The organism is Flavobacterium kingsejongi (genome assembly GCF_003076475.1).
GTDB classification, from domain to species: domain Bacteria; phylum Bacteroidota; class Bacteroidia; order Flavobacteriales; family Flavobacteriaceae; genus Flavobacterium; species Flavobacterium kingsejongi.
This window is the reverse complement of record NZ_CP020919.1, coordinates 3,329,781-3,353,580: the sequence shown is the minus strand read 5'-3', so window position 1 is coordinate 3,353,580 and position 23,800 is coordinate 3,329,781. Positions and strand designations below refer to the sequence as shown.

The 23,800-nt window shown below is 40.7% G+C and carries 18 protein-coding genes; 6 read left to right on the top strand and 12 right to left on the bottom strand.

Going from position 1 to position 23,800, the window contains the following annotated elements:
* Positions 1 to 4: 4 nt before the first annotated feature.
* The 5 genes from FK004_RS15075 to FK004_RS15055 all read left to right on the top strand — a co-directional run bounded on the left by FK004_RS15075 (position 5) and on the right by FK004_RS15055 (position 9,827).
* Positions 5 to 3,178, top strand: a complete 3,174-nt coding sequence (locus tag FK004_RS15075) for an efflux RND transporter permease subunit (protein WP_108737999.1) — start codon at positions 5 to 7, stop codon at positions 3,176 to 3,178.
* Between the two features lie 302 nt (positions 3,179 to 3,480).
* Positions 3,481 to 4,854 carry a serine hydrolase domain-containing protein gene (locus tag FK004_RS15070; RefSeq protein WP_108737998.1) on the top strand — a complete coding sequence of 458 codons (1,374 nt, stop codon included), beginning with the start codon at positions 3,481 to 3,483 and terminating at the stop codon, positions 4,852 to 4,854.
* 11 nt (positions 4,855 to 4,865) lie between these two features.
* Positions 4,866 to 5,246, top strand: coding sequence for a BlaI/MecI/CopY family transcriptional regulator (locus FK004_RS15065; protein ID WP_108737997.1), 381 nt, complete (start codon positions 4,866 to 4,868; stop codon positions 5,244 to 5,246).
* 11 nt (positions 5,247 to 5,257) lie between these two features.
* The gene (locus tag FK004_RS15060) at positions 5,258 to 7,261 is read left to right on the top strand and encodes a M56 family metallopeptidase (protein WP_108737996.1); all 2,004 of its coding nucleotides are present in this window, start codon (positions 5,258 to 5,260) and stop codon (positions 7,259 to 7,261) included.
* Positions 7,262 to 7,391: 130 nt separating this feature from the next.
* The gene (locus FK004_RS15055) at positions 7,392 to 9,827 is read left to right on the top strand and encodes a TonB-dependent receptor (protein ID WP_108737995.1); all 2,436 of its coding nucleotides are present in this window, start codon (positions 7,392 to 7,394) and stop codon (positions 9,825 to 9,827) included.
* Between the two features lie 39 nt (positions 9,828 to 9,866).
* On the opposite strand, the gene FK004_RS19255 is transcribed toward FK004_RS15055, so the two are convergent.
* On the bottom strand, positions 9,867 to 10,412 hold the full coding sequence (locus FK004_RS19255) for a hypothetical protein (protein WP_157956125.1): 546 nt from the start codon (positions 10,410 to 10,412) through the stop codon (positions 9,867 to 9,869).
* Between the two features lie 53 nt (positions 10,413 to 10,465).
* A complete protein-coding gene (locus FK004_RS15050; RefSeq protein WP_157956124.1) occupies positions 10,466 to 11,086 on the bottom strand; it encodes a hypothetical protein in 621 nt (206 codons plus the stop codon).
* Between the two features lie 328 nt (positions 11,087 to 11,414).
* On the opposite strand from FK004_RS15050, the gene FK004_RS15045 reads away from it, so the two are divergent.
* Entirely contained in the window at positions 11,415 to 12,002 is a 588-nt protein-coding gene (locus FK004_RS15045) for a MiaE family protein (RefSeq protein ID WP_108737993.1), read from the top strand.
* A gap of 12 nt (positions 12,003 to 12,014) precedes the next feature.
* Here the strand turns inward: FK004_RS15045 and FK004_RS15040 are convergent, their stop codons facing one another.
* From FK004_RS15040 to ligD, 10 genes are all read right to left on the bottom strand, one after another.
* Entirely contained in the window at positions 12,015 to 12,587 is a 573-nt protein-coding gene (locus FK004_RS15040) for a pentapeptide repeat-containing protein (protein ID WP_108737992.1), read from the bottom strand.
* Between the two features lie 9 nt (positions 12,588 to 12,596).
* Positions 12,597 to 13,823 (bottom strand): multidrug effflux MFS transporter, encoded by a 1,227-nt coding sequence (locus FK004_RS15035; RefSeq protein WP_108737991.1) that lies wholly within the window; start codon positions 13,821 to 13,823, stop codon positions 12,597 to 12,599.
* 152 nt (positions 13,824 to 13,975) lie between these two features.
* Positions 13,976 to 14,206, bottom strand: a complete 231-nt coding sequence (locus FK004_RS15030) for a hypothetical protein (RefSeq protein WP_108737990.1) — start codon at positions 14,204 to 14,206, stop codon at positions 13,976 to 13,978.
* A 105-nt stretch (positions 14,207 to 14,311) separates the two neighbouring features.
* On the bottom strand, positions 14,312 to 16,789 hold the full coding sequence (locus FK004_RS15025) for an AsmA family protein (protein WP_108738868.1): 2,478 nt from the start codon (positions 16,787 to 16,789) through the stop codon (positions 14,312 to 14,314).
* 195 nt (positions 16,790 to 16,984) lie between these two features.
* Entirely contained in the window at positions 16,985 to 17,110 is a 126-nt protein-coding gene (locus tag FK004_RS19585; protein WP_262497653.1) for a hypothetical protein, read from the bottom strand.
* 94 nt (positions 17,111 to 17,204) lie between these two features.
* Positions 17,205 to 18,176, bottom strand: coding sequence for a YihY/virulence factor BrkB family protein (locus FK004_RS15020; protein WP_108737989.1), 972 nt, complete (start codon positions 18,174 to 18,176; stop codon positions 17,205 to 17,207).
* A 22-nt stretch (positions 18,177 to 18,198) separates the two neighbouring features.
* Complete coding sequence (locus FK004_RS15015) at positions 18,199 to 19,326, bottom strand: PAS domain-containing protein (protein ID WP_108737988.1); 1,128 nt, start codon at positions 19,324 to 19,326, stop codon at positions 18,199 to 18,201.
* A 108-nt stretch (positions 19,327 to 19,434) separates the two neighbouring features.
* Positions 19,435 to 20,280, bottom strand: a complete 846-nt coding sequence (locus FK004_RS15010) for an SRPBCC family protein (protein WP_108737987.1) — start codon at positions 20,278 to 20,280, stop codon at positions 19,435 to 19,437.
* Between the two features lie 121 nt (positions 20,281 to 20,401).
* Complete coding sequence (locus FK004_RS15005; RefSeq protein ID WP_227871620.1) at positions 20,402 to 20,881, bottom strand: response regulator; 480 nt, start codon at positions 20,879 to 20,881, stop codon at positions 20,402 to 20,404.
* Between the two features lie 377 nt (positions 20,882 to 21,258).
* Positions 21,259 to 23,799: a DNA ligase D gene (ligD, locus tag FK004_RS15000; RefSeq protein ID WP_108737986.1), complete on the bottom strand. Its 2,541-nt coding sequence runs from the start codon at positions 23,797 to 23,799 to the stop codon at positions 21,259 to 21,261.
* Position 23,800 lies beyond the last annotated feature (1 nt).

The following is a 23,800-nucleotide window of genomic DNA, read 5'->3' as shown; positions in this document are numbered from 1 at the left end:
ATAAATGAAATTAGTAGATATAGCAATTAAAAGGCCGACATTAGTAATCGTACTTTTTATTATCCTGATTCTCGGTGGTTTGTTCAGCTACACCCAGCTGAGTTACGAGCTGATCCCGAAATTTGAGATCAATGTGGTGACCATTTCCACCGTATACCCGGGAGCTTCGCCGGGAGAGGTAGAAAATACGGTAACCAAAAAAGTAGAAGATGCGGTATCGTCTCTCGAAAATGTAAAGAAAGTAGAATCCAAATCGTATGAGAGCCTATCCGTAGTAATGGTAACGCTAAATGCTGATGCCGATGCGGATTATGCCCTGAATGATGCCCAACGTAAAATTAATGCCATAGAAAAGGATTTACCGGATGATGTAGATCCACCTTCCCTGAGTAAATTCTCGTTGAGTGACTTGCCAATTATGACAATTGGGGCAACATCCAATATGGATGAAACGGAATTCTATGATTTGCTGGACAAAAAGATCCAACCGATTCTTTCCCGTGTCAATGGAGTAGCTCAGGTTAATCTTGTTGGAGGGGAAGAACGTGAAATTCAGGTAAGCCTGGATGCAGCGAAATTAAAAGGATACGGATTATCAGTACCACAAGTACAGCAGGTAATTTTAACCTCTAATCTTGACTTTCCTACCGGAAATATCAAGACCAGGGAAAATAGCACACTGATCCGTTTATCCGGTAAATATAAAGATGTAAATGAACTTCGAAACTTAGTGGTTTCTTCCAAAAACGGAGTTCAGGTGCGTTTGAGTGATATTGCCGATGTACAGGATTCACAAAAGGAAGTAGAGAAAATTTCCCGTGTAAACCAGAAGAGCGCAATTATCCTTCAGGTGATCAAACAATCCGATGCCAATGCGGTACAGGTGAGTGAGATGATCAACAAGGCAATTGCACAGGTAGAAAAAGATTATAAAGTAAATGGCGTAAAACTGGAAGTGGCCAATGATACGAGTGAATTTACCCTGGCTGCAGCAGATTCTGTAATCCATGATTTATTCCTTGCGGTATTCCTGGTAGCTTTTGTAATGCTGTTCTTCCTGCACAGTATCCGAAATGCCTTTATCGTAATGGTTTCGATTCCGGCTTCGCTTATTGCTACCTTTATTGGTATGCTTTTGATGGGCTATACGCTGAATTTAATGAGTTTACTTGGACTTTCACTGGTAGTGGGTATCCTTGTGGATGATGCGATTGTAGTATTGGAAAACATCTACCGTCATATGGAGATGGGTAAAAACAGGGTACGTGCCGCTTATGATGGTGCTTCTGAAATTGGGTTTACAGTAATGGCGATTACCCTGGTAATCGTAGTGGTATTCCTTCCAATTGCAATGAGTACCGGATTAGTATCTAATATTATCTCCCAGTTTTGTGTGACTGTAATTATCGCCACATTACTGTCGTTGCTGGCTTCCTTTACATTAGTACCGTGGTTGTCTTCCCGTTATGGAAAATTAGAGCATATTACCGGAAAAAACCTGTTTGGCCGTGTGATCTTAGGATTTGAAAAAGGCCTGGATACTTTTACACACAAAGTTACGGATATCCTGAAATGGTCATTGGTACACAAAAGGATCACGCTGCTTATTGTAGTAGTAATGTTCTTTGGGTCCTTCTTTTTAGTAGGTTTCGGATTTATTGGACAGGAATTTTTCCCGAAAACCGACAAAGGTGAATTCTTAGTTCAGATTGAGCTCCCAAAAGATGCATCGGTAGAACAAACGAACTTTATGGCACAAAAGGCAGAAGCTTACCTGAAAGGGAAGAAAGAAGTCTTGAGCCTTACCACCACTGTTGGACAGACGAGTGAAGGAATGGGCGGTACACAGGCTACAGAATACAAAGGGGAAATCGATGTAAAATTGATTGATAAATCGAAACGTAGTGAAAGTTCTTATATCACTGCTGCGAGGATTAAAAGAGAATTGGAAGCTGTATTAGTTGGTGCGAAAGTAAAAACTGTTCCGGTAGGTTTAATGGGAGCTGATCAGGCACCAATTGCATTGGTGATCACAGGATCTTCTTTGGATAGTGCGATGGTATTTGCGAACAAAGCTGCAGCTGAACTGGCTAAAATAAAAGGAGCTTCCGAAATTAAGCTGACTTCAGAATCAGGTAGCCCGGAGATTAATGTACAGGTGGACCGTGATAAAATGGCGGCATTGGGATTATCATTACAAACTGTAGGTATGACCATGCAAACCGCCTTCAGTGGTAATACCGATGGTAAATTCCGTGCTGGAGAATATGAGTATGATATCAATATCCGTTACAATGAATTTGACCGTTCCAATATCAATGATGTAAGTGACCTGATTTTCGTAAACGATATGGGACAACAGATAAAATTATCCCAGTTTGCTAATATCAAGATGAGTTCGGGCCCCAGCCTTTTGGAAAGGAGGGACAAAAGCCCTTCTGTAACCATCGAAGCACAGTCGGTTGGAAAACCATCCGGTACAGTAGCGTCAGAATGGGAAGCTGTATTCTCTAAAATGAAGAGACCGGTTGGTGTCAACTATCTTTGGAGTGGAGACCAAGAAAATCAATCTGAAGGTTTTGGTACCTTAGGAGTGGCTTTATTGGCAGCAATTATATTAGTATATTTAGTAATGGTAGCTTTATATAACAGTTTTATATATCCATTCGTGGTATTATTCTCTATCCCATTATCATTCATCGGAGTATTGCTTGCATTGGCACTGACCAATAATTCCCTGAATATCTTTACTATCCTTGGGGTCATCATGTTGATTGGTCTGGTGTGTAAGAATGCGATCCTAATTGTCGATTTTGCCAACCATAGGAAAGCAGAAGGACAAAATACGTTTGATGCACTGATCCAGGCAAACCACGCCCGATTACGCCCGATCTTAATGACGACGATTGCGATGGTTTTTGGTATGATTCCAATTGCTTTGGCTTCCGGAGCAGCGGCTGAGATGAATAATGGATTGGCTTGGGTAATCATTGGTGGTCTGACCAGTTCGTTATTCCTGACGCTGATTATTGTACCGGTAGTATATGCTATTTTTGATAGTCTTATTGCCCGATTCAATAAAAATAAAGGAGAGAAAACCATTGATGAATTGATGGTCGAAGAATATGAGCATAAAGAATTAAGCGATGATGGTTTCACACCGAAACATACCGTTTAAGTCTTTAAAAATATAATTTTAGAATGTTGAAAAGAGCCCGGAGTATTATACTCCGGGCTCTTTTTGTTTTTTATATCGGATAGGCACAGCATACCAATAATTCCGGAAACTCTTATTTTATTAGGAAATAGATGATTTGAATCTCTATAAAGCTATAGTTTACAGTTAACTAATAAAATATTTTTAAAAAAAAGTGAAGTTAGTTATAACAACGTACGAATTAATTCCTACCTTTGTTTTGTTCCTGATCAGGATGAGTAATTTTTTTCGATACTAATTTTTACCCTTTTACCCCAAATAGTATGATACAAGTTGTTTTCACATTCATTAGCATTTTACTGTTGCAACAGGCGACTGCACAGACCAAGGCAGAGAAAATCGATCACCTTATTAGTGCACTTCATAATGATGGTGCATTTAATAGCAATGTGCTTGTTGCAGAAAAAGGAAAGATTGTCTATGAACATTCTTTCGGAGTGGCGAATGTAAAGACAGGGGAAAAGTTAACAAAAGCATCCGTATTTGAACTGGCTTCCGTTACCAAACAGTTTACAGCTATGGCGATTGTATTATTAGAAAAGCAGCATAAACTTTCGTATGATGATCCAATAAGCAAATATTTACCGGAATTAGCAGCTTATAAAGGTATAACCATTAAAAATTTGTTAGTGCATACCAGCGGCCTTCCTGATTATATGGAGTTGCTGCAAGAGGCGAATGACAAAAATGATTTTGCGACCAATGCGACAATTCTGAAAGCCTTTCAAAAGCAGCAACCCAAAGTTTTATTTGATCCTGGTGAAAAATGGGAGTATAGTAACACCGGATATGTATTCCTGGCGAGCATTATCGAAAAGGTATCTAAAAAAACCTATGGAGATTATTTAAAAGCAGCTATTTTTGATCCTTTGGGAATGCAGCACACACAGGTATACCGACGTAGATTCCAGCCTGGAAAAATCAGTAATCTGACCGAAGGGCACGTGTATTCCGACAGTTTGAAAAGTTTGGTATTCCCGGACGATCTTGGGAAAAGGCACTATGTGGTTTACCTGGATGGTGTGGTAGGAGACGGGATGGTCCATACTACTGCTTCGGATCTATTGGTTTGGGATACTGCTTTATATACGGACAAGTTAGTCAACGCGAAAGATAAAGAACTGATATTTAATTCCTACACCACAAAAGAAGAGCCTACTGGGTATGGATTTGGATGGAGTATCAGTAATGATCCGGTTTATGGAAAATCGGCATCCCATAGCGGAGGATGGGGTGGCTATATCACCTATATCGGGCGGTATCTGGATCAGGAGTATACAATAATCCTATTACAAAACCAGAGCACAAAAGCAACAGTTATCCCTTCGCGGCAGATTCGTAATATACTGCATGGTACGGATGTAAAGGTAGATCTTCCCCTTTTGGAAAAAATGGCCGGAAAATACAAAACGGCAAAAGGCAGCGAGAAAGTAGTACTTTTGGAATCAGGGAAATTGTACATCCAGATGAATCCGGAAGTAAAGCTCGAGCTGATTCCCGTTTCGGGATATAAATTCATTGTCGATGGCTTCGCACCCGATGTGTTTTTTGAATTTGTAATGGAGAATGGAAAGGTGGTGAAGTATATCAATACACAACCCGAGCAACAGGTAACAATAGAAGCTATAAAAATTTAAAAAATAAAACTATGCAGTCAGAACCAACAAAATCAGAACTTGAAATTCTCCAGATACTATGGGAATTCGGACCTTCTACTGTGCGTTTTGTCAATGATACACTCAATGAGCAAAAACGGGCAGTACAATATACTTCGACATTAAAACTGATGCAGATCATGACCGAAAAGGAAATGCTCGTTAGTGATAAGACCAATATGAAACACATCTATACACCCGCAATAGAAGAGAAGAAGACCAAAGGCTTCCTGTTGGACAAATTTGTGGATACGCTGTATAATGGATCAAGCAGCAGCCTGATGATGCAATTATTAGGCAATAAAAAAACATCAAAGAAAGAGCTTGATGAAATCAGGAATTTACTGGATAAATTAGACAACGACCAACTTTAAAACGACACGTTATGTTTACAATCAGCAATACCCTTTTAAAAGCCATTTCCTGGACATTGGTACATACCATCTGGCAGGGGCTTATCTTGGCAATTTTAGCCGGTGCAGTAATTTTAGCGACTAAAAAAACTACAGCAGCTTTACGGTACAATTTACTATCGGCTTTGTTTGTGCTCTTTTTTGTAGGAGTAGGTCATACTTTTTACACTGAATATCAGGCCGGCGATACGATAAACACTACCATCAGTACAATAGCAATTGCGGAACATCCGGAAATAGTCACACATAGCATTGCCACGGCGATCCCTGCTTCTGCAAAAATCAGTAATTACCTGACCAATCATTCCGATATCATAGTACTCCTGTGGTTTATTATATTTTGTATCAAAAGTTTTTCCATGATGACAAACCTGCGGTACATCTACAGGGTTCGGAATTACAGGAATCATCCGGTTCCTGAATTGTGGAACAACCGCATTAATGAATTTTGTGCAGTTCTCGGCATCCGTCAGCCCGTTCAGCTTTTAGAATCCCAATTGGTTAAAGTACCTTCTGTAACTGGTTTTTTTAAACCGATTATATTGATTCCAATAGGATTATTGACTCAGTTGCCACAGGATCAGCTGGAAGCCATATTATTACATGAACTGGCACATATTAAACGTAAGGATTATGCAATGAACCTGTTACAGAGTTTTGCCGAAGTGATCTTTTTCTTCAATCCTGGTGTATTATGGTTATCGTCCCTGCTAAAGGAAGAGCGTGAAAATTGCTGCGATGATATGGCAGTTGCCATTACTCAAAACAAAACCCGTTTTGTGCATGCCCTGGTATCTTTCCAGGAATATAATGCAAAAGAAAACCAGCTGGCTATGGGATTTGGTGCTAAGAAAGAGCATCTGCTAAACCGGGCCAAGCGTATTATTTATAATGATAATACGTCGCTGGATACTATTGAAAAAACCTTTCTTTCGCTTTGCCTGGTTATTATTACAGTTTGTTTTGCAGCCTGTACTACTACCAAAACAATGGCAGAGCGTAAAGCAGAAAAGAAAGCAAATGAGGTTCCTTTAGCAATAGTGGCCCCATCAGTGTTGCCGGTATCCCCAACCTATCCGGAAAGTAGCGTACCAGTATTAAGTGCTGAAGAAGTAACCAAAATCACCACTGCAGCTTTAGCTGCAGCAGAAGCGGCCCGGGCAGCTTCAACGGAGGCTGAAGTTCAGGTCCAAAAGGCAACAGCATTACGAGCTCAGATGAAAAATCAGACGGAAACAATGGAAGCGGACATCGAAGCTGCAAAAGCTCAAATCGAGCAACAGGCAAATCTCTTAGTATCCAAAATCCGGAAAAGAGAGGCTGCACAGACTAAAGCCGAAAAAGAAGCTATCGAGGAAGAAATAACCGCTATCAAAACGGAGCTAAAAGCCAATGCTGAAAAAATGAAGAGCTCAGCTTCCGAGGTCATGGTAATGAGTGAGGCTGAAAGTAAAAATATCCGAAAGGGGATGGCAGAGAGCCGTATTACAGCTGATATTGCCCGTGCTGCCGCAATGGACGCCCGTACCGAGACTACGAAAGCAATGAAGGGAAGTGCTTACAGTGGCGTACAAAAAGAGTTCATGAAAGAGCAGCTGAAAGCCCAGAAAGAAATTATGAAGGGGCAATTAAAAGCTCAAAAAGAAATCATGAAAGCGAGATTGGAACTACAGAAAGAGGCCATGAAAAGAGCATCAAAGGAAAGGGAAAAAGCAGGAGCAGCAATGCAGAAATCCGATATCAGACGCCAGGAGGCCGATATAGAAGTTAAGGCTATTATCCAGGATCTGCTCATTGAAAACGTCATTAAGACCCCAGTGAATCTCTGCTATAAGTTATCGAATGATGAACTTATCGTGAATGGTGTTAAACAACCTCTGAACATCCATGAAAAGCTGAAAGCAAAATACCTGACTTCCCCCAATATAACGGCGACCTACTATAACTTTAAGTTTACCGGGGAAGATTCGAAATAACTAATACCCCTTTATTTACGATACTAAAAACGTATTCACAATAGTGAACGGCCCTACCTATGCCCAATTCACAACAAACAATCATCAAAAACCACGAGTTTCAATCATCAATCAATCAACAAATCAATCAATGAATAAGAAGGCACAAAAACTCCTCCTTTTTTTACTTTTCTATGCCGGGATAGTACATGCCCAAACTGTAGGTACTATTAGTGGTACCGTAATCAGCAGTAGTAACCAGCCACTCAAAGGCATTACCGTCACACTTTTGGCAACGCCGCAAAAAGAGGCAGTAACAGATGGCAATGGCAAATTTGAATTTACCGGACTGGAATTTATGGAGTACAGCATACAGGTTAATAGTCCGGATTTTGCAACCTATCAAAGTGGTAAATTCCAGCTGACAGTACAACAAAAGGAGCTCATCATTCCTACAATTGTGCTACAGGAAAGTATTAATAATCTGGATGAAGTCGTTGTCCAAAAGGAAAAATCATATATCGAACATAAGATCGACCGTACTGTCATTAATGTTGATGCACTCCTCTCTAATGCTGGAGCCGATGCTTTGGAAGTGCTCGAAAAGGCACCGGGTATCCAGGTGGATGAGAATGGTACCATCAGTATTAATGGTAAATCGGGGGTAATGGTTTTTATCGACGACAAACCTACCAACCTGTCCGGGGCTGATTTGGAAATGTACCTGAAATCATTGCCATCGAGTACCTTAAGCCAGATTGAGATCATCACCAATCCACCGGCAAAATACGATGCAGCGGGAACAGCCGGAATCATTAATATTAAGACTAAGAAAAACCGGAATGTAGGATTTAATGGTAATTTTTCATCGCGCCTTTTACAAGGCAGGCGCTCCTATAGTACCAATAGTCTTAACCTGAATTATAGTAAAGATAAGATCCGTCTGTATGGTAACCTGAGTTATGCCAAACAGGAGATTATAAACCATCTTTATATCTTCAGGCGTTTTAAAAATGAGGATGAAAGCGCGAAGTTGCTTTTCGATCAGAATACCAGAATATATAGCCGTTCGAATTCCGGAACCATCAAACTGGGAATGGATTATTACCTTTCGGACAGCAGTACTCTGGGAGTTAGTGTGGATGGTACATTCCGGTCGGGTTTGGGGACCAAAGCAGGTGAAAGCGTGCTCTCCAGTCCTGCCGGGGTTACTGATTCCATTGTACGATCCAATAATTATGAAACGAGAAAATTCGATTATGGAGCCGTAAACCTGAACTTCAGGCATGATTTTGATAGCCTCGGAACCAAAATTACTATGGATGCAGATTACCTGCATTATACCATGGATGGGGACCAGCGTTTCGTAAATGCCACTTACCAGCAGGATGGAATGTTAAAGAGTACCGATGAACTTCTGGGGAGTTTACCATCAACCATCAACATCTACAGTTTTAAAACCGATTATGAACAGCCTTTGGGATCGGGAAAAATGGATGCCGGCTATAAGATAAGTTATTCCAAGACGGATAATATAGCGGACTATGATGATGTTACGATGGGTGGTATAGTGCCCAATTATGACCGGAGCAATCACTTTCAGTATGATGAAGTGATCAATGCGGCGTATGTGAATTATAATGTGGGTTTCGGTAAATTTTCACTGCAAACGGGCTTACGGCTTGAAAATACCACCTCAAAAGGGAATCAGCTTGGTAATGTAGAGAAACCGCCATCCACCTTCCGCCGGAACTATACCAATCTTTTTCCTACGGTATATTTCTCCTACCAGTTGGACTCCGTAGTCAACAGCCAGATTACACTCTCTTATGGCAAAAGGATTAACCGGCCTTACTATCAGTCCCTGAACCCTTTTCTGAGCCCATTGGATAAGTTTACCTATTATTCGGGAAATCCGTACCTGAATCCTTCTTTCGGGAATGCAGTTGAATTGCAGTACAATTATACGAGTTTGTTTTCTGCGGCTTTGGGTTATGAAAAAACCAGGGATAATATCACGGAATCAATCGAGATTAGAGATGGGATTTACTACAGCCGCCCGGGTAATATTGGGCGAAGTGAAAACCTGTCACTGAACTTAAGCACAGACCTGCCGGTAACTAAATGGTGGAATTTCAATCTGAATACCAGCGTTTCCTATGTCAGCTTTAAAAGCCAGCTGTATACGGAAACACTCAATACCGAAGGGGCCTTCTGGTCTGTTTCGGGCGGGAACCGGTTTACTTTCCAGAAAGACTGGTCGGCAGAGCTCGGAGGGCGTTATATTTCCAAACAGGAATCGGCTCAGTTTACGGCCGGGGCACGAAGCGCGATCAATCTGGCAGTCCAAAAGAAAATACTGAATAAGCAGGGCAGTATCCGATTTATTTTCAATGATATTTTTTACAGTTATTTAAATAAGGGTGTCATCAATAATTTAAGGCTGACCGATGCGAGTTATAGAAATCTTGTCGACACGCGTTTTGTGGGATTGGTATTTACGTATGCTTTTGGAAAAGTAATCGAAAATAAAAAGAAATATGAAGGCGGCGGTGCCGAAAGCGAACAAAATCGCATTAAAGGCTAACCGATGAAAGAACGACGTAGGAGCTGGTAGTGACAGCTTCTATGTCGTTTGTGTTATACTTCCAGATAAGTGAATCATTCTTCTATAGGCGTGTACTAAGTTTCTGTAGGTGTGTATCATTCTTCTATAGGCGTGTACTAAGTTTCTGTAGGTGTGTATCATTCTTCTATAGGCGTGTACTAAGTTTCTGTAGGTGTGAATCATTCTTCTATAGGCGTGTACTAAGTTTCTGTAAGTGTGGGTCATTCTTCTATAGGCGTGTACTAAGTTTCTGTAGGTGTGAATCATTCTTCTATAGGCGTGTACTAAGTTTCTGTAAGTGTGGGTCATTCTTCTATAGGCGTGTACTAAGTTTCTGTAGGTGTGGTTCATTCTTCTATAGGCGTGTACTAAGTTTCTGTAGGTGTGGGTCATCCTTCTATAGGCGTGTACTAAGTTTCTGTAGGTGTGGTTCATCCTCCTATAGGTGTGTACTAAGTTTCTGTAAGTGTGGATCATCCTTCTATAGGCGTGTACTAAGCTTCGGTAGGCATGTAACGATTTTCTATAGGTATGGATGATTCTTCTATCTGCCCATACTATCAAACCCCTGTGCACTATTCGTACACAGGGGTTTTTAAATTTAAAAGTAAGGGTAATTAGAGCACAAATATGCGCACGTCATAAGTTTTTGCCATTACAAATTGAGCGATGCCACCGTAGGTAGTTACTACAATCTGCGTATCGCCGGTTTTTAAAGAGTTGAAGGTCCAGACAATATCACTATCATTAATACCTGCTGTGACCAGTTGCAATAGGGTTCTATCATATTGAATATCGACCGATCCCATCTTTGGCACATTTGAATTGGCGTTGATATTGAAAGGCATTTTAAACAATACATTCAATTGAGAACTGTTTGCTGCAGGTACATTAACCGCTACATCAGCCGGAACTGCTACAGCTTCTTTTGCATTGGCTTTAGCTTTATCGGGCCCTACAAATCCAGTATAGTTGATCGTTACAGTTTCTCCCTGTGGATGGTTCTCCGTCACAATAAGCACTGATTTTGAATTGAAATGCGATTGTGGCAGGTGCATCTGGAAACCTTCACTGTATTGGTACGGTTGTTCTTTTCCAGTAAGAGGTCCTGTCCATGCCTGAAGCGTAAATTTAAGTCCGCCCATAAAGGTATCCTGCTTAAAGCTGAACCCATACGTAGCGCCTTTGAGCACCCCTTCGGCATATAAAATAAGTTTTTGCTGTTTTGTATCGTACATAGCAGCAAGTTTAGCAGCTGGTATTATTCCTAAAAATCCCATGATAAATAAAATTAAATTGAACAATTGATGCTTACTCTCTTTAGGATTTTCAGCCGATCTCCTTTTGTATAACACAAATTTTGACATAATATGCTGGTGTACAGTATGTAGATGCACCTGAATTGCATTTCAGGTAATTGTACCGGTAACACAGGTAGAAATACAAGCGGATAGGATCAGGTAAAAATAATCAGGGGTATTGGATTATAGGGAGCTATCGCCGCATTAGGTAACGCAGTGGCCAAAACGTGATGATTTTTTATTATTTTTGTAAAAAAAAGCCATGATGTTACGCCTGCAGCTGCCTACAGACCCGAGATGGGTGAATATTGTTGAGAAAAATATTGAAGAAATCCTTACGGATCATGCCTGGTGCGAACAGAAAGCAGCTACAAATGCCATTACGATCATCACCAATAATTCGGAATACCCGGATATGGTTACCGAACTTTTGGCACTGGCGAAAGAAGAGCTGGAACATTTTGAAATGGTCCATGAGATCATAAAAAAAAGAGGTCTGTCTTTAGGGCGGGAGCGCAAAGACGATTATGTGAATGAACTGTATACCTACATGAAAAAGAGCAATACGGGGAGCAGGGTATCGGGATTGGTAGAGCGATTGCTGTTTTCGGCTATGATTGAAGCCCGGAGTTGTGAACGGTTCAAGATTCTTTCTGAAAATATACAGGATCCGGAACTGGCTGTGTTTTACCGGGAATTAATGGAAAGTGAAGCAGGGCATTATACCACTTTTATCACTTTTGCCCGTAAATATGGTACAGGGATCGATGTAGAAAAAAGATGGCGGGAATGGCTGGATTTTGAAGCCTCGGTTATTGCCCGTTATGGCAATCAGGAAACCATCCACGGATAACAAATACATACGTCAGACAACTTTTATTTCATAAGCATCCAAAAGCCCTTTCAGGTTCATTCTTGAAAACAGGGCTTTTTTTAGTTTGTTCTTTTCCGGATGAATTGTAAAGTTGTAAGCCGTCATAAAATCAGCTTTTACAAGTGTTGTTTTATCAAATACAGCCCGATAAAGATCACAATTGCTAAAAACAGCTTCAGTAAGATCGGCATTCATAAAGTCTACGGCAATGAGGCGGCAGTCTTTAAAGGTCGTGCGTTTCATCTTAAGGTTATAGAATTTGGAGAAATCCAGCGTACAGCTTTCAAAATGCACTTCAAACACTAACGGATTGCACATGGAGAAGTTGACACCGGTGAAGTCGGTATCGATAAAAATCGCAGTTCTAAAGCAAACATAGTTGATCTCGGCAGCATTGAAATTACAGGAATAGAAAGTACACTCTACAAAAACAACAGCGAGAAAATCACAGGCTGAAAAATCGCAATCCCGGAAAATACAATTTTCAAATTCATTGTACATGAGTTCTTCCGGACGAAAGACTTTATTTTTAATTTCCCTATCGTAGGTATACTGTATTTTCATAAATTAGGATTAGTGCAAAACGGTTTCACTGTCGGCACTGATGTCGATTGTATTTTTAATGTTTCGGCGGCCCAAAGTAAGGATCAGTAAGGCAATTATGGAAGACACAGCCATGATCATCACCATAGGAATAACCGATTTTGCAGTAAAAATGCCTACTATAAACGAGGCTACGGCACCCATTCCCAATTGTGCTGCTCCCATGAGAGCAGAGGCACTTCCTGCATTTCGTGCGAAAGGCGCTAATGAAAGTCCGGCATTGTTAGGATTGGCCAACCCAATGCACAGCAGGAAAAAGAAAATCAGGGCAATAGTCCCATATAAACCGAGCCAATTGTACCAGCTGCAGATTAGAAATGCGATCGTAATCACTACCTGGGAAACGAGGGTGGCAAAAATGATCTGTTCACTTTTATATTTTTTTAGTAACAGGGAATTCAATTGACTTCCACCGATCATCCCAATGGAAAGAAACGCAAAGATCCATCCGTACACCTTTTCGTCGACGTTATAAATATCCATAAAGATCATTGGAGAGGCCGCAACGTAGGTAAAAAGCCCGGAAAAAGCCACTGCACCGGTAAAGGCATAGGTATAAAACTGAGGCTCTCGCAACACCATAATAAAATTACGAATGATGGGTTTCGGTTTGAGTGATATGGAAGGGTCCGGCTTGTGGGTATCCGGCAGCCCGAACTTAGAAGCTAAGAGGAATAAAAAGCCCATTACAGCAAGAACGATAAAAACAGTATGCCATCCAAAATAGGCGGTCACATAACCTCCCACTGTTGGAGCCAGCATAGGGGAAAGCCCCACCACCAACATTAATAATGCAAATACTTTAGGGCTGTCTTTTACAGGGAATAAATCACGTACCATAGCGACAGAAGCTACTGTAGCAGCACAACTTCCGATAGCCTGTATGAAACGAAGCCAGATCAGGGCATCAAGTGTCGTTGCCGAGGCACATCCTAACGAGGCCAATATGTATACACCCAATCCGATATAAAGTGGTTTTTTTCTGCCAAAGCGATCCAGTAACGGCCCATAGAGTAATTGCCCGGCTGAGATTCCAATAAAATAACTGGATAGCGACATGGAAATACTGGCTACTGTTGTGTTCAGGTCTTTTGCAATAGCCGGAAATCCCGGAAGGTACATATCAATAGAAAAGGGCCCTAAAGCGGTTAAGGATCCTAAAATAAGAATCAGGGAGATATAACGTTGTCTGGACATTGTTGTGATTATTGGAAGGGTGCAAAGGTAACCCGTTTTTTCAGAGGGGCAAAATTTTTATGTGAAGGCAAAATTAAATTTAAGGACCTGATCTAAAAACAAAAAGTCCATTACAGGAATGGACTTTATGAAGGGTAGTACTAAAATAATCATTATTTATGGCGACTGCTACGGTTGTGTTCCGCATTCCAGTCATCAGTGCTGTCAGGATTGTTGTCAAAATTATCACGGTGCATCGAAGAACCATCTTCTGCGTCCAGTGTGCCATTGTGGTGTTCGGATGGCAATACATCTTCCACAGTTTTACGTTCTGGCATCTTTTTCCTTTTACTGGAATTGCTTTCGGTGGCCGAAACAGGCTCTTTCTTAGGGAGGTTATTCATTGTGCAACCATGATTTATGATATACCAAAGATTCAGCTTTTAGGCCACAAATGCTTTATACAATATTTCTATTTTTTTATATAATTAACACCTGTGGGTTGAAACTTATTCCTCTTTATTGTCTTTGTTCCGGTTGCCGTTCCATTTGATCTTGATCTTTCCATCATCACCATCGGTCGCCAACAGGTGTAATACAATGCCTCGTTTCCGACGGAGCTTCCGTTCTTCCTTATCTACAATATTTTTATCGTTTTTCGGATTCCGGAGCGGGATATCCAGGGCTATATTGGTTCCTTTTGAAAAGGAGTAGATTCCGGCAATGTCCATATTCAGGACACTGGAATTGATTTGCATCGGATTGATTGTGACCAATTCCCCTTTGATATCAAATTTGCCATTCAGGTTGGTAAAAGTGATGGTGTTGAGGTCACGCAGCGGAAAGGCAAACTTACCGACATTGCGAATAGGGTCGAATCCGATTAGTGCGCCTTTTTTTATGTCAAAGCTCAGGTTTCCATTCATAGTACCCGGAACCATATCCCCGGAATCGGTGATGGCTCCCGAAATGGCGGCTTTGGCTGTCAGGTAGCCTTTCAGGTTTTTGGACGTAAAGGACTGCATCCCAAAATTATCAAACGAATAGAAGAATTTTTGGATATCGACATTATTGACATTTGTCTGAAATTGGTACTGGTTGCGTTTGCCCTGCTGATAGAGTTTACCATTTAGCGTTGCTGTACCACCGGCATGCTGTACCGATACATTGTTGAGGTTAATACCCGATTCGGAAAGCAAAATGGAAGCTGTAGCGTTGGTGGCGAGGAATTTTTTATAATAGAGTTTGTCTACTTTCAGCTGCATATTGACATTGCTTTTTTCAAAAAGGGAGTTCATCTCTTTGGTAAAATTAGTCGTCCGGCTTCTTTTACGTACTGCCGCCACCTGCTTGCGTTGTCCCAGGAAACCCAGGAATTCCCCCAAATGCAGCTGTGGGCTGCGGATCTTCCAGTTCAGTACAATCTTTTCGGGAGCGGTATAATAGAGGTTCAGGAAATTGTTCACACTACCTTCCATAAATACGATACTCTTACCACTTTGCAATTTTATGTTCTTGATGAAAAGATCGTCATTATTAAAATTCAGGGAGATCGTTGTATTTTTAAAATTCAGGTGTCGTGGAATATAATTCAGGTTGGCATTTTCAACTTCAATAAGCCCTTCCACCAATGGTTTCGTCAGCTTAAAGTTTTCAATCGGTGCCTTGTAGGTTACTTCAACGCTGGCTTTGCCGTTGTAAAACTGAAGCAGGTCATCCCCGATAATATTGTTGAGTTTTTTTAAGTCAAATTTGGATTTAAAATCACCAATTGCCATTGGATGATCAAAATCAACGATAAAAGCTTTTTGCATGGTAAAAGGAATCTCTTCATAGCTTCCAGCAAAATTCAATAATTTCACAGCTGAATTGGCATCAGAAAATCCTTTGCCAGCCACGTATTCATTAGTAAAAATGCCGGTAAAGCTGCATTCTTTTATGGTTGCATCCGGAATGGTCAGTACATTCTCTTTAACCTGGGCGGTCACTACGATAGAGGGATCTCCTTCGGCATCAAAATTACCAATAAGGTCACAGCTGACATCAATTGGTTTTTCGAGGTTAAAAAGATCGAGTTTCTGGCTGATATTCCGCGAAAGCAGGGTAGAGGCATTGCGCCATAGTATATTGGTTTTGATATTGATGGTAAAATCGGCTGTATCTCCCAGGCTGAATTTTCCTCCGATATTGAAGCGGTCTTCACCGATATCAAGGTTATTGGGTAGAACCGTAATGTTTTTGGTTCCGGAATCATAATTCGCCGCAATGGTTCCCTGTACCAGTTTGTCTTTGATAAAACTGCCGTGCACGGTATTAAAAGCCAAGCTTCGGGCATAGGTTTTCAGATTGATTTTGGCTTCCCAGTCGGAAAAAGAATAATCCATCCGGCCATCAATTTTATCAACATCAAACTGAAATAGCTTATTTCCCTTTTTGTTGTCAATCACCAGGCTTACATTATCGAGGTAGAAACGTTTTATTTCGGTGGCACCATCGGATGATTCCTTTTTGGTATCGTTGCTTTTGGATTTAAAAATAGAGGTGTTGCTGTAGCCATTAGCATCGGTATACAGGTAGATTTTGGCATTGCTGATCTCAATGATGCGAATTTCGACAGCTCCCCGCAGCAGCGCCAAAGTATTGACGGAAACATCAAAGTTTTTGGCATCGAGTAACGTATGCTGATGGACATTCCATTGGGCATCTTTGATGACAACATCTTTCAGGTTGAGTGATATTCTGGGTAATCCTTTGAGGAAAGAAGGATCCATACTGCCTATCGTAAGTTCCCCATCAATATTCTCATTTAGCTTTTCGGTAATCTTTCCGAGTAATTCTTTTTTATGCGCGTTCACATACCAGGCAATACCGATATAGGAAAGCAATAGGAGTACTACAAAAGCCCCGAAAATGCGAAGTGTGATCCTAAGCCATCGGGGGAAATTAGTTTTTGGTAACCAGCGTTTTGAGGGTAATTTTTCAGTCATACAGGGGCTTTCGGTTTCGGGCAGACGGCCGGATGCCATCATGAATTAAATTTACAAGGAAGAAATAAGGAAACCATAGAATCTCTGTTAAATTTTGTTGCTTCATTTTAACGCAATCCGATGGCAGGAAAGACAAAATCCCCAAATCTATAGTTGTTTATAAATTTGGGGATCCTGAGGTGTTTTTCAATAGGATTACGTCCAGTGGGACATATAATCCGGAATTTCTACTTTGTTGGTGGTTGTTTCTAATTTGGTTGCGGATGTTTTTTTACCCGTTTCCTGTGTGGTGTTCGTGTTATTTTTGGTTTTCGTTTTCATGGCAGTACTATTTTGATTTTGGTACTGTAAAGATCTATAGGACAAGGCCATTATATTTTATAACATTTCCTACTAATCTTATATGATTACCATTTTAAGGACGAGTATCGCTTTCAGAAGTTGTTTTTTTAGGCAATACCGCCGTATCAATTTCTTTTTCATGCTCTTCCACATAGACGGCATAATCTGCAGGCTCAATACGGGCTCCGATAAAGTCAGCATATACCCGTGTAAATTCGGCACCAAAATAAAGGATTGCAGCAGTATAATATACCCAGACCAAAATAATAATCAGTGATCCTGCGGCACCATAAGCAGATCCGGTACTGGTGGTTTCTATGTAGATGCCAATCAGGTAACGGCCCAGCATAAAAAGGCAGGCTGTGAAAAAAGCACCCATACGGACATCTTTCCAGGCTATTTTAGCATCGGGCAGTATTTTAAAAATAACACCAAACAAAAGCGTAATCACGACAAAGCTGATTGCAATATTGAGGATATTAAAAAGTAGTACGGTAATATCGGGAAAGTAGCTTTTGATAAGATCACTCAAAGCGAGCAAGGCCCCATTTACCATAAGGGAAACAATAAGCAGGAATCCCAGCCCTACAATCAGGGAGGAGGAAAGCAGCCTGTCTTTGATGAGTTTCAGCCAGCCTCTTTTAGGTTTGGCTTTTACTTTCCAGATCATGTTAATGGAATCCTGGATTTCCCCAAAAACGGTCGTTGCACCAATAACCAGGGTTACGGCACCAATGATGACTGCGGTTGTGGTCTTGCCGGATAGCTCTACACTTTTGATCATTTCCTGTATCTGGGCAGCAGCAGCATTTCCAATCAGGCCATTGATTTCTGCAAAAACATGGCCCTGTATGGCTTCTTTACCAAAGAAAAGCCCCGCCAGGGAAATCATCAGTAATAGCAATGGTGCCAGCGAAAATACCGTATAATAGGATAAAGAAGCGCTTAATTTTAGCCCTTTATCGTCCATGAACCCTGTGAAAGATTGTTTCAGGATATGGAATGTATTTTTAAATGATTTTTTATAGGTGTTGTCTTTTTTCATAAGCCTTGTATTAGCGTGATGGTTACAGACAGTGCTTGAATGCGGAATCAACGGAGAACTTGTTTTTCCTTTTATGGAAAACGTCGTTGAGTTCCCGTATATAGGAATCCATTTCTAAAGCCACTTTCTTAAAATAGTTAATTTGTTCCCGGATTTGTGCCTGGGGAATATTATCGGAAGGCAGGTTTTCACAAAGTCCGAGCATATTGGCTACAGGCCTGCGCATCACATGGGAAATGGAAAACAAAATTTCTTCCAGCATGGCAGTGTATTCCTTTTTGGCCGTTATGTTGATTACCAGCCCTTTCAGCTTGGCGGGTTTTCCATTGGATACTATTAGCTCGTTTTCAGAAAGCATCCATTGTATTGTGCCGTTGGCATCAAAAATACGGTATTCGACTGACTGGCTCTCTGTAGTTTCCCTCGAGGCTCTCAGGCTGTTTTTTACAGCCGGGAGGTCTTCCGGATGGATTTTGTTCATCCACTCCTGGATTTCAATTTCCGATGACTTTCGGTTTTCAAAACCAAAAAGATGGATCAGGTTGGGAGAAAACTCAAAGACTTTCTTTTCGATATCCCAGGTCCATGTTCCAAAATTGGCACTTTGCTGTGCACTATAGAACTCAGTAGTAAGGTAGTTCAACTGGCGGTTGAGATCCTTTAGCCGTATTTTCGTTTTCAGGTCTTTCTCACGTTTGTCCAGTTCTGTACTGATTTTAGCGGCTATTATTTTCAGGATGCGTTGTTGCTCCTCATTTAAGGTTCCGGGTGTATTATCAATCACACATAAAGCGCCAATCACCTGCCCATTTTGAAGGCGTAACGGTACACCGGCATAAAAGCGAATGAAGGGATAGTCCGTCACCAGGGCATTATCCTTAAAGCGCACATCGATTTGGGCATCGGGAATGATAAAGATACCCTCGGTATTTTCAATGGTATATTGACAAAAGCTTTTTTCAATAGGGATACGAAAAATAACCGTATCAAAATGAGTTTCGAAAATTTTCAGGTTGGAATCTAAAAAAGACAGCAATGCAGTCGATTTATTGCACATAATTGAAGCAATTTCCATAAGGTCATTAAAGGCCTTTTCGGAATGATGTGGTATCAAATTGCATTGATCTGGGGTAGGATCTGTAGGTTCCATTTGGATTTTTTTTAAGTAAATGATGGTGACAAACTAAAAATCAAAAAACACTGAGCATTCGTATTAGAATAGTCCAGTGTTTTTTAATTCAGCCTATAATAGGCAATATTAATTGATTAAGGCGTGCTGTGGTTGACTTTCAATATAGTCTTTAAAGTTTTGGATGTCTTTTTTGACCATTTTTTCAAAGATCGGATTCAGTAATTTAGCAGCGGCTTCACCAGCTGTTCCCAGTGGCGCATGGTATGAAATTACAACATCTACTGTGGTGCTGCCGGATCCTGTTTTTGTAAAGGAAACTTTTCCGGCATTATTAATTGTAGATCCTGGAAGGGAGTGCCAGCTCAATACTTTTTCAGGTTCATCCATCAGGATTTCCGCTTTCCATCCTACCGTACCAATACCTCCGGGGATTTTGGCTTTCCATATAGAAGTAAGGTTGTTTTTTTCGTCTACACTATCCAGGTGTTTCATGAATAGGGGCAAATTTTCTAAATTGCGCCAGAAAGCATATACTTCATTGATAGGTTTGCTAACTTCTACGGCGGTGTGGATATTGATATTCGCACTTTTCATTAGCCCTCCTTGTCCCAAAGCATCATATACCGGACAGTAGCCGCTAATGCCACGGGCAATCATTGTTCCCCCTGCAATACCCTGGCCTATATTTTTCTTACGTCCTTTGATGGCTTTGTATACCAGGAAAGATCCTGCTGCAATCATAAGGAGGCGTTCTATTTTACTTACATTGACTTCAACTCCCGGGATGACACAGTTTTTATCTTTGCTTTTACAGCTCTTTCTATAGTCTTCATCCTGATCTTTACTATAAATGTTTTCATAGCGGTTCGGACTGGTTCCGGATGGGTCTATTCGTGAAAATGTTCCTTCTGGTGTAGCATTTTGACCTTTCGAATTACCTTGATTTTTCAGGTCGGTGTGATGTAATCCCATGGCGTTCTGGTTTTAATTAAATAATTATAAGAGATAGTTTGTTTGTTAGTTTCAAAGTTGGACTTTTTGGCATAATATCCCGTTATACAATTTTTATATATTGTTATATGATTCTCATTTGCTAAAAAAATAAAACTGCCCCATCGCCCAATAGGCGTGGAGCAGTCACTAATAGTAAGTATTTGTTTTTAAGGTGCATAACACTCTTTCCAATACTCCATGATTTTAAAGATCGTATTTTTGAGTTCGTTATAACTGTTGGGCTTTTGGAAAAAACCCTGTACAGACATTGGTACGCATCTTTTACGAATTGATCGTTTGCATGGGTAGTAAAAAAGAGGTACGGAATGCATTTGGTCCGTAATTCTTCATTTTGGAATATCTGGCTTCGAAGGTCAAAGCCGTCTATTTTTGGCATATTGATATCAGAAAGGATCAGAAACGGTTTTGTCGTAGGTTGTCTCAAATAATCTAATAGATCAAAACCATTAAAGAAATAGCGTATTTCGTTGCTATAATTTAATTCCTTAAAGATATCGGCTAAAACATCATGATCGTCCTGATCATCATCAACAATTAAAATTTCACCATTTTTATTCATTCGCATTGATTTTAGTTAGTATAAGTTTGTTTTTGGATTTCAAATCCACGGAAATTATTCCGTAGGCTGCAAAAAAAAAGTGGAATAACTTATTTGATAAGACACTCCACTTTTTATTGCAATGAGAACATCGTCTCATATAGGGTTACCGGTGATCCGGCACATATAGTGGAGCTGTTATACAGCTTGATTTTTGGCTTACTAATATGGGTACTGTTTTCATAGCATAATTTTTAAACTGATTCAGCTGATAGCGAACCATTAGCTTATATTCAAAGATACATCACGAGTATGGAAAGGTTCTTATATGATTTTCTTTAAATATTGTACAATTTGTATGTATGCATATAATAAAGGGGCGTAACATTGAAATTAGCTTATAAAGAGGCTAAAATAGTCTTCAAATCCATTTTATGCTCAAAGAAATCTTTCCACAAATCCCCTTTTGTCGCGATACGATCGATGATGGTATGGATGTTATAACTTTTAAGGTCCATTTTCGGGTGTAGTTCTTCCCATTCCAATGGTGTACTCACAGGAGCACCCGCACGGGGCCGGAGAGAATAGACACTGGCCATTGTTTTGCCTTTACCATTTTGGAGGAAATCGAGATAGATTTTACCTTTTCGTTTATCGGGGCTTCGTTCCAGGCTGGTACTATCCGGCAATTCACGATGTACCATTTGACTGATCAGGTGCGAAAACTGACGGCTTTGGTCATAGGTGTATTTAGGCAATACCGGAATAAAGATATGCAGGCCTTTGCCGCCCGAAGTTTTAAGATAGGCTGTGACTTTTAGCCGGTCTAATAGTTCCTTTACCTTTAATGCTGTAGCGACTAATTTTTCCATATCAGCCTCATTAGGATCTAAATCGAATATAATATAATCGGGATTATTAATGCTCCCGACACGACTGCTCCAGGGATTTAATTCGATACAACCCCAGTTGGCCAGGAAAAGCAGGGTATCTTTATCCTGGCAAAGCAGGTATTCAATGGTTTCATCTGTACTTTTTGATTTTAGTTTTCGGGTCTTGATCCAATCCGGTACCAAACCGGCAACATTCTTCTGGAAAAAGCCGGGCTTACTAATTCCATCCGGATTCCTCCGTAATGACTGCGGACGGTCTTTTAAAAAGGGTAGGAGGTAAGGTGCTATCTGTTCATAATAGGAAATCACAGCACCTTTGGTTATTTTTTCGTCCGGCCAGAATACTTTATCCGGATTCGTAAAGGTTACTTTATCGGATTGCACTTCGGATGGTTTTGCTTTCTTTTCCATTTTTGTTTTTGGGGTTTTTTTGATCTTCGATTGTACTGTTTCCCGAACTACTGTTTTGGGATCTTTGTCTGAGCGCAGGGCGATAAAAACAGGATGCCGCATATTCCCACTTTCAGTCCATTCTGAAAATTTGATTTGGGCTACAAGTTTTGGGCTTACCCAATGTACATTTTGGATTTTTGGCGGTGTACTAAACGGGCAGGAGGGCTGTTCCAGTTTTTTTAACTGCTTTTGTAAGGCAGTCAGGTAGTTGTCTGAAAATCCCGTACCTACTTTTCCGGAATAGACAAAAGCATTGTCTTTATAATAGCCGCAAAGCAGGGCCCCCAAACCGGAGCGTTGCCCTTGTGGGTCGGTATATCCGCCAATTACCATTTCCTGTTCCTTGGTTGTTTTTACTTTTAGCCAGTCTTTGGTTCGTGTATCAGTATGGTAGGTACTGCTTTTCTTTTTTGCAATAATACCTTCACCGCCTTCTTTTTGAATGGTTTGAAAAAGTGCCGTTCCGGTAGTGGTTACATGGGTGGAATACACGCAGTTTTCAAGTGGTGGTAAAATGGCTTTTAGTATTTTTTTACGCTGCAGTAATTCCAGCCCTCTCAGGTCATATCCATTAAAATAGAGGATATCAAAGATGTAAAACTTCAACAGCCCTTTTTCAGGAGTGTCTTCATAATGCTGTAACCATTGGAAATGGCTAGTCCCTTTGGTATCTTCTACTACAATCTCGCCATCAAGGATGACATCATCGTGAATTTGCTCCAAGGCTTTGGCTATAGTGCTGTATTTGGAAAGAAAAGAATTGCCATTTTTGGAAATCAGGTCTGCTTTATTGTTTTGGATTTGTGCCAGCGCACGGTATCCGTCATATTTCGTTTCAAAAATCCAGTCTTCACTATCAAAAACACTATCGGTGAGTGTTGCTAATTGTGGTCGCCAGTCCATCGGAAAGCGGGTAAGTTTTACAGCTCCCGAAAGGCTGTCGGCTGTGAATTCAGCTGTATTTGTAGCTGCAACTGAATCAGTTTTTGGTTTCTGGATGTTACTTTTTTTTTCACCCCAGGCAACACCTTCTTTTTCAATTTCAGGAAAATCCCTTTGACTGAGGATGGAATTTTCATCAAATGTAACGTGATCACCCGAGAACTCATCTTTAGCTTTCATCAAAAGCCAGTTTTTCCCGGATTTCATTTGTACCAAATGCCAGGCACCTTTGAGTTTCCCGCCTTCCAATACCACTTTTATTGATCCTGATTTGAGTTGTTCCATCATCATTCTGGCGTCATCTGCTGGCTTTTCGGAACCTTCGGGGCGGTATTCGCCCGTATCCCAAACCATTACAGTTCCACCACCATATTCTCCGGCAGGTATACTTCCTTCAAAATGGAGGTATGCCATAGGATGGTCTTCCGTCATTACAGCCAGCCTTTTGTCGGCAGGATCCGCAGAAGGGCCTTTAGGTACTGCCCAACTGACGAGTACCCCATCAATTTCCAGCCTGAAGTCATAATGAAGATGGGAGGCGGCATGTTTCTGAACGACAAACTGTAAGGTGTTTTTGGATTTCTTCGGAACACCTTTAGGCTCTTTCGTTTTTGTAAAATCACGCTTTTGATTGTATCGTTCTAATTTCATA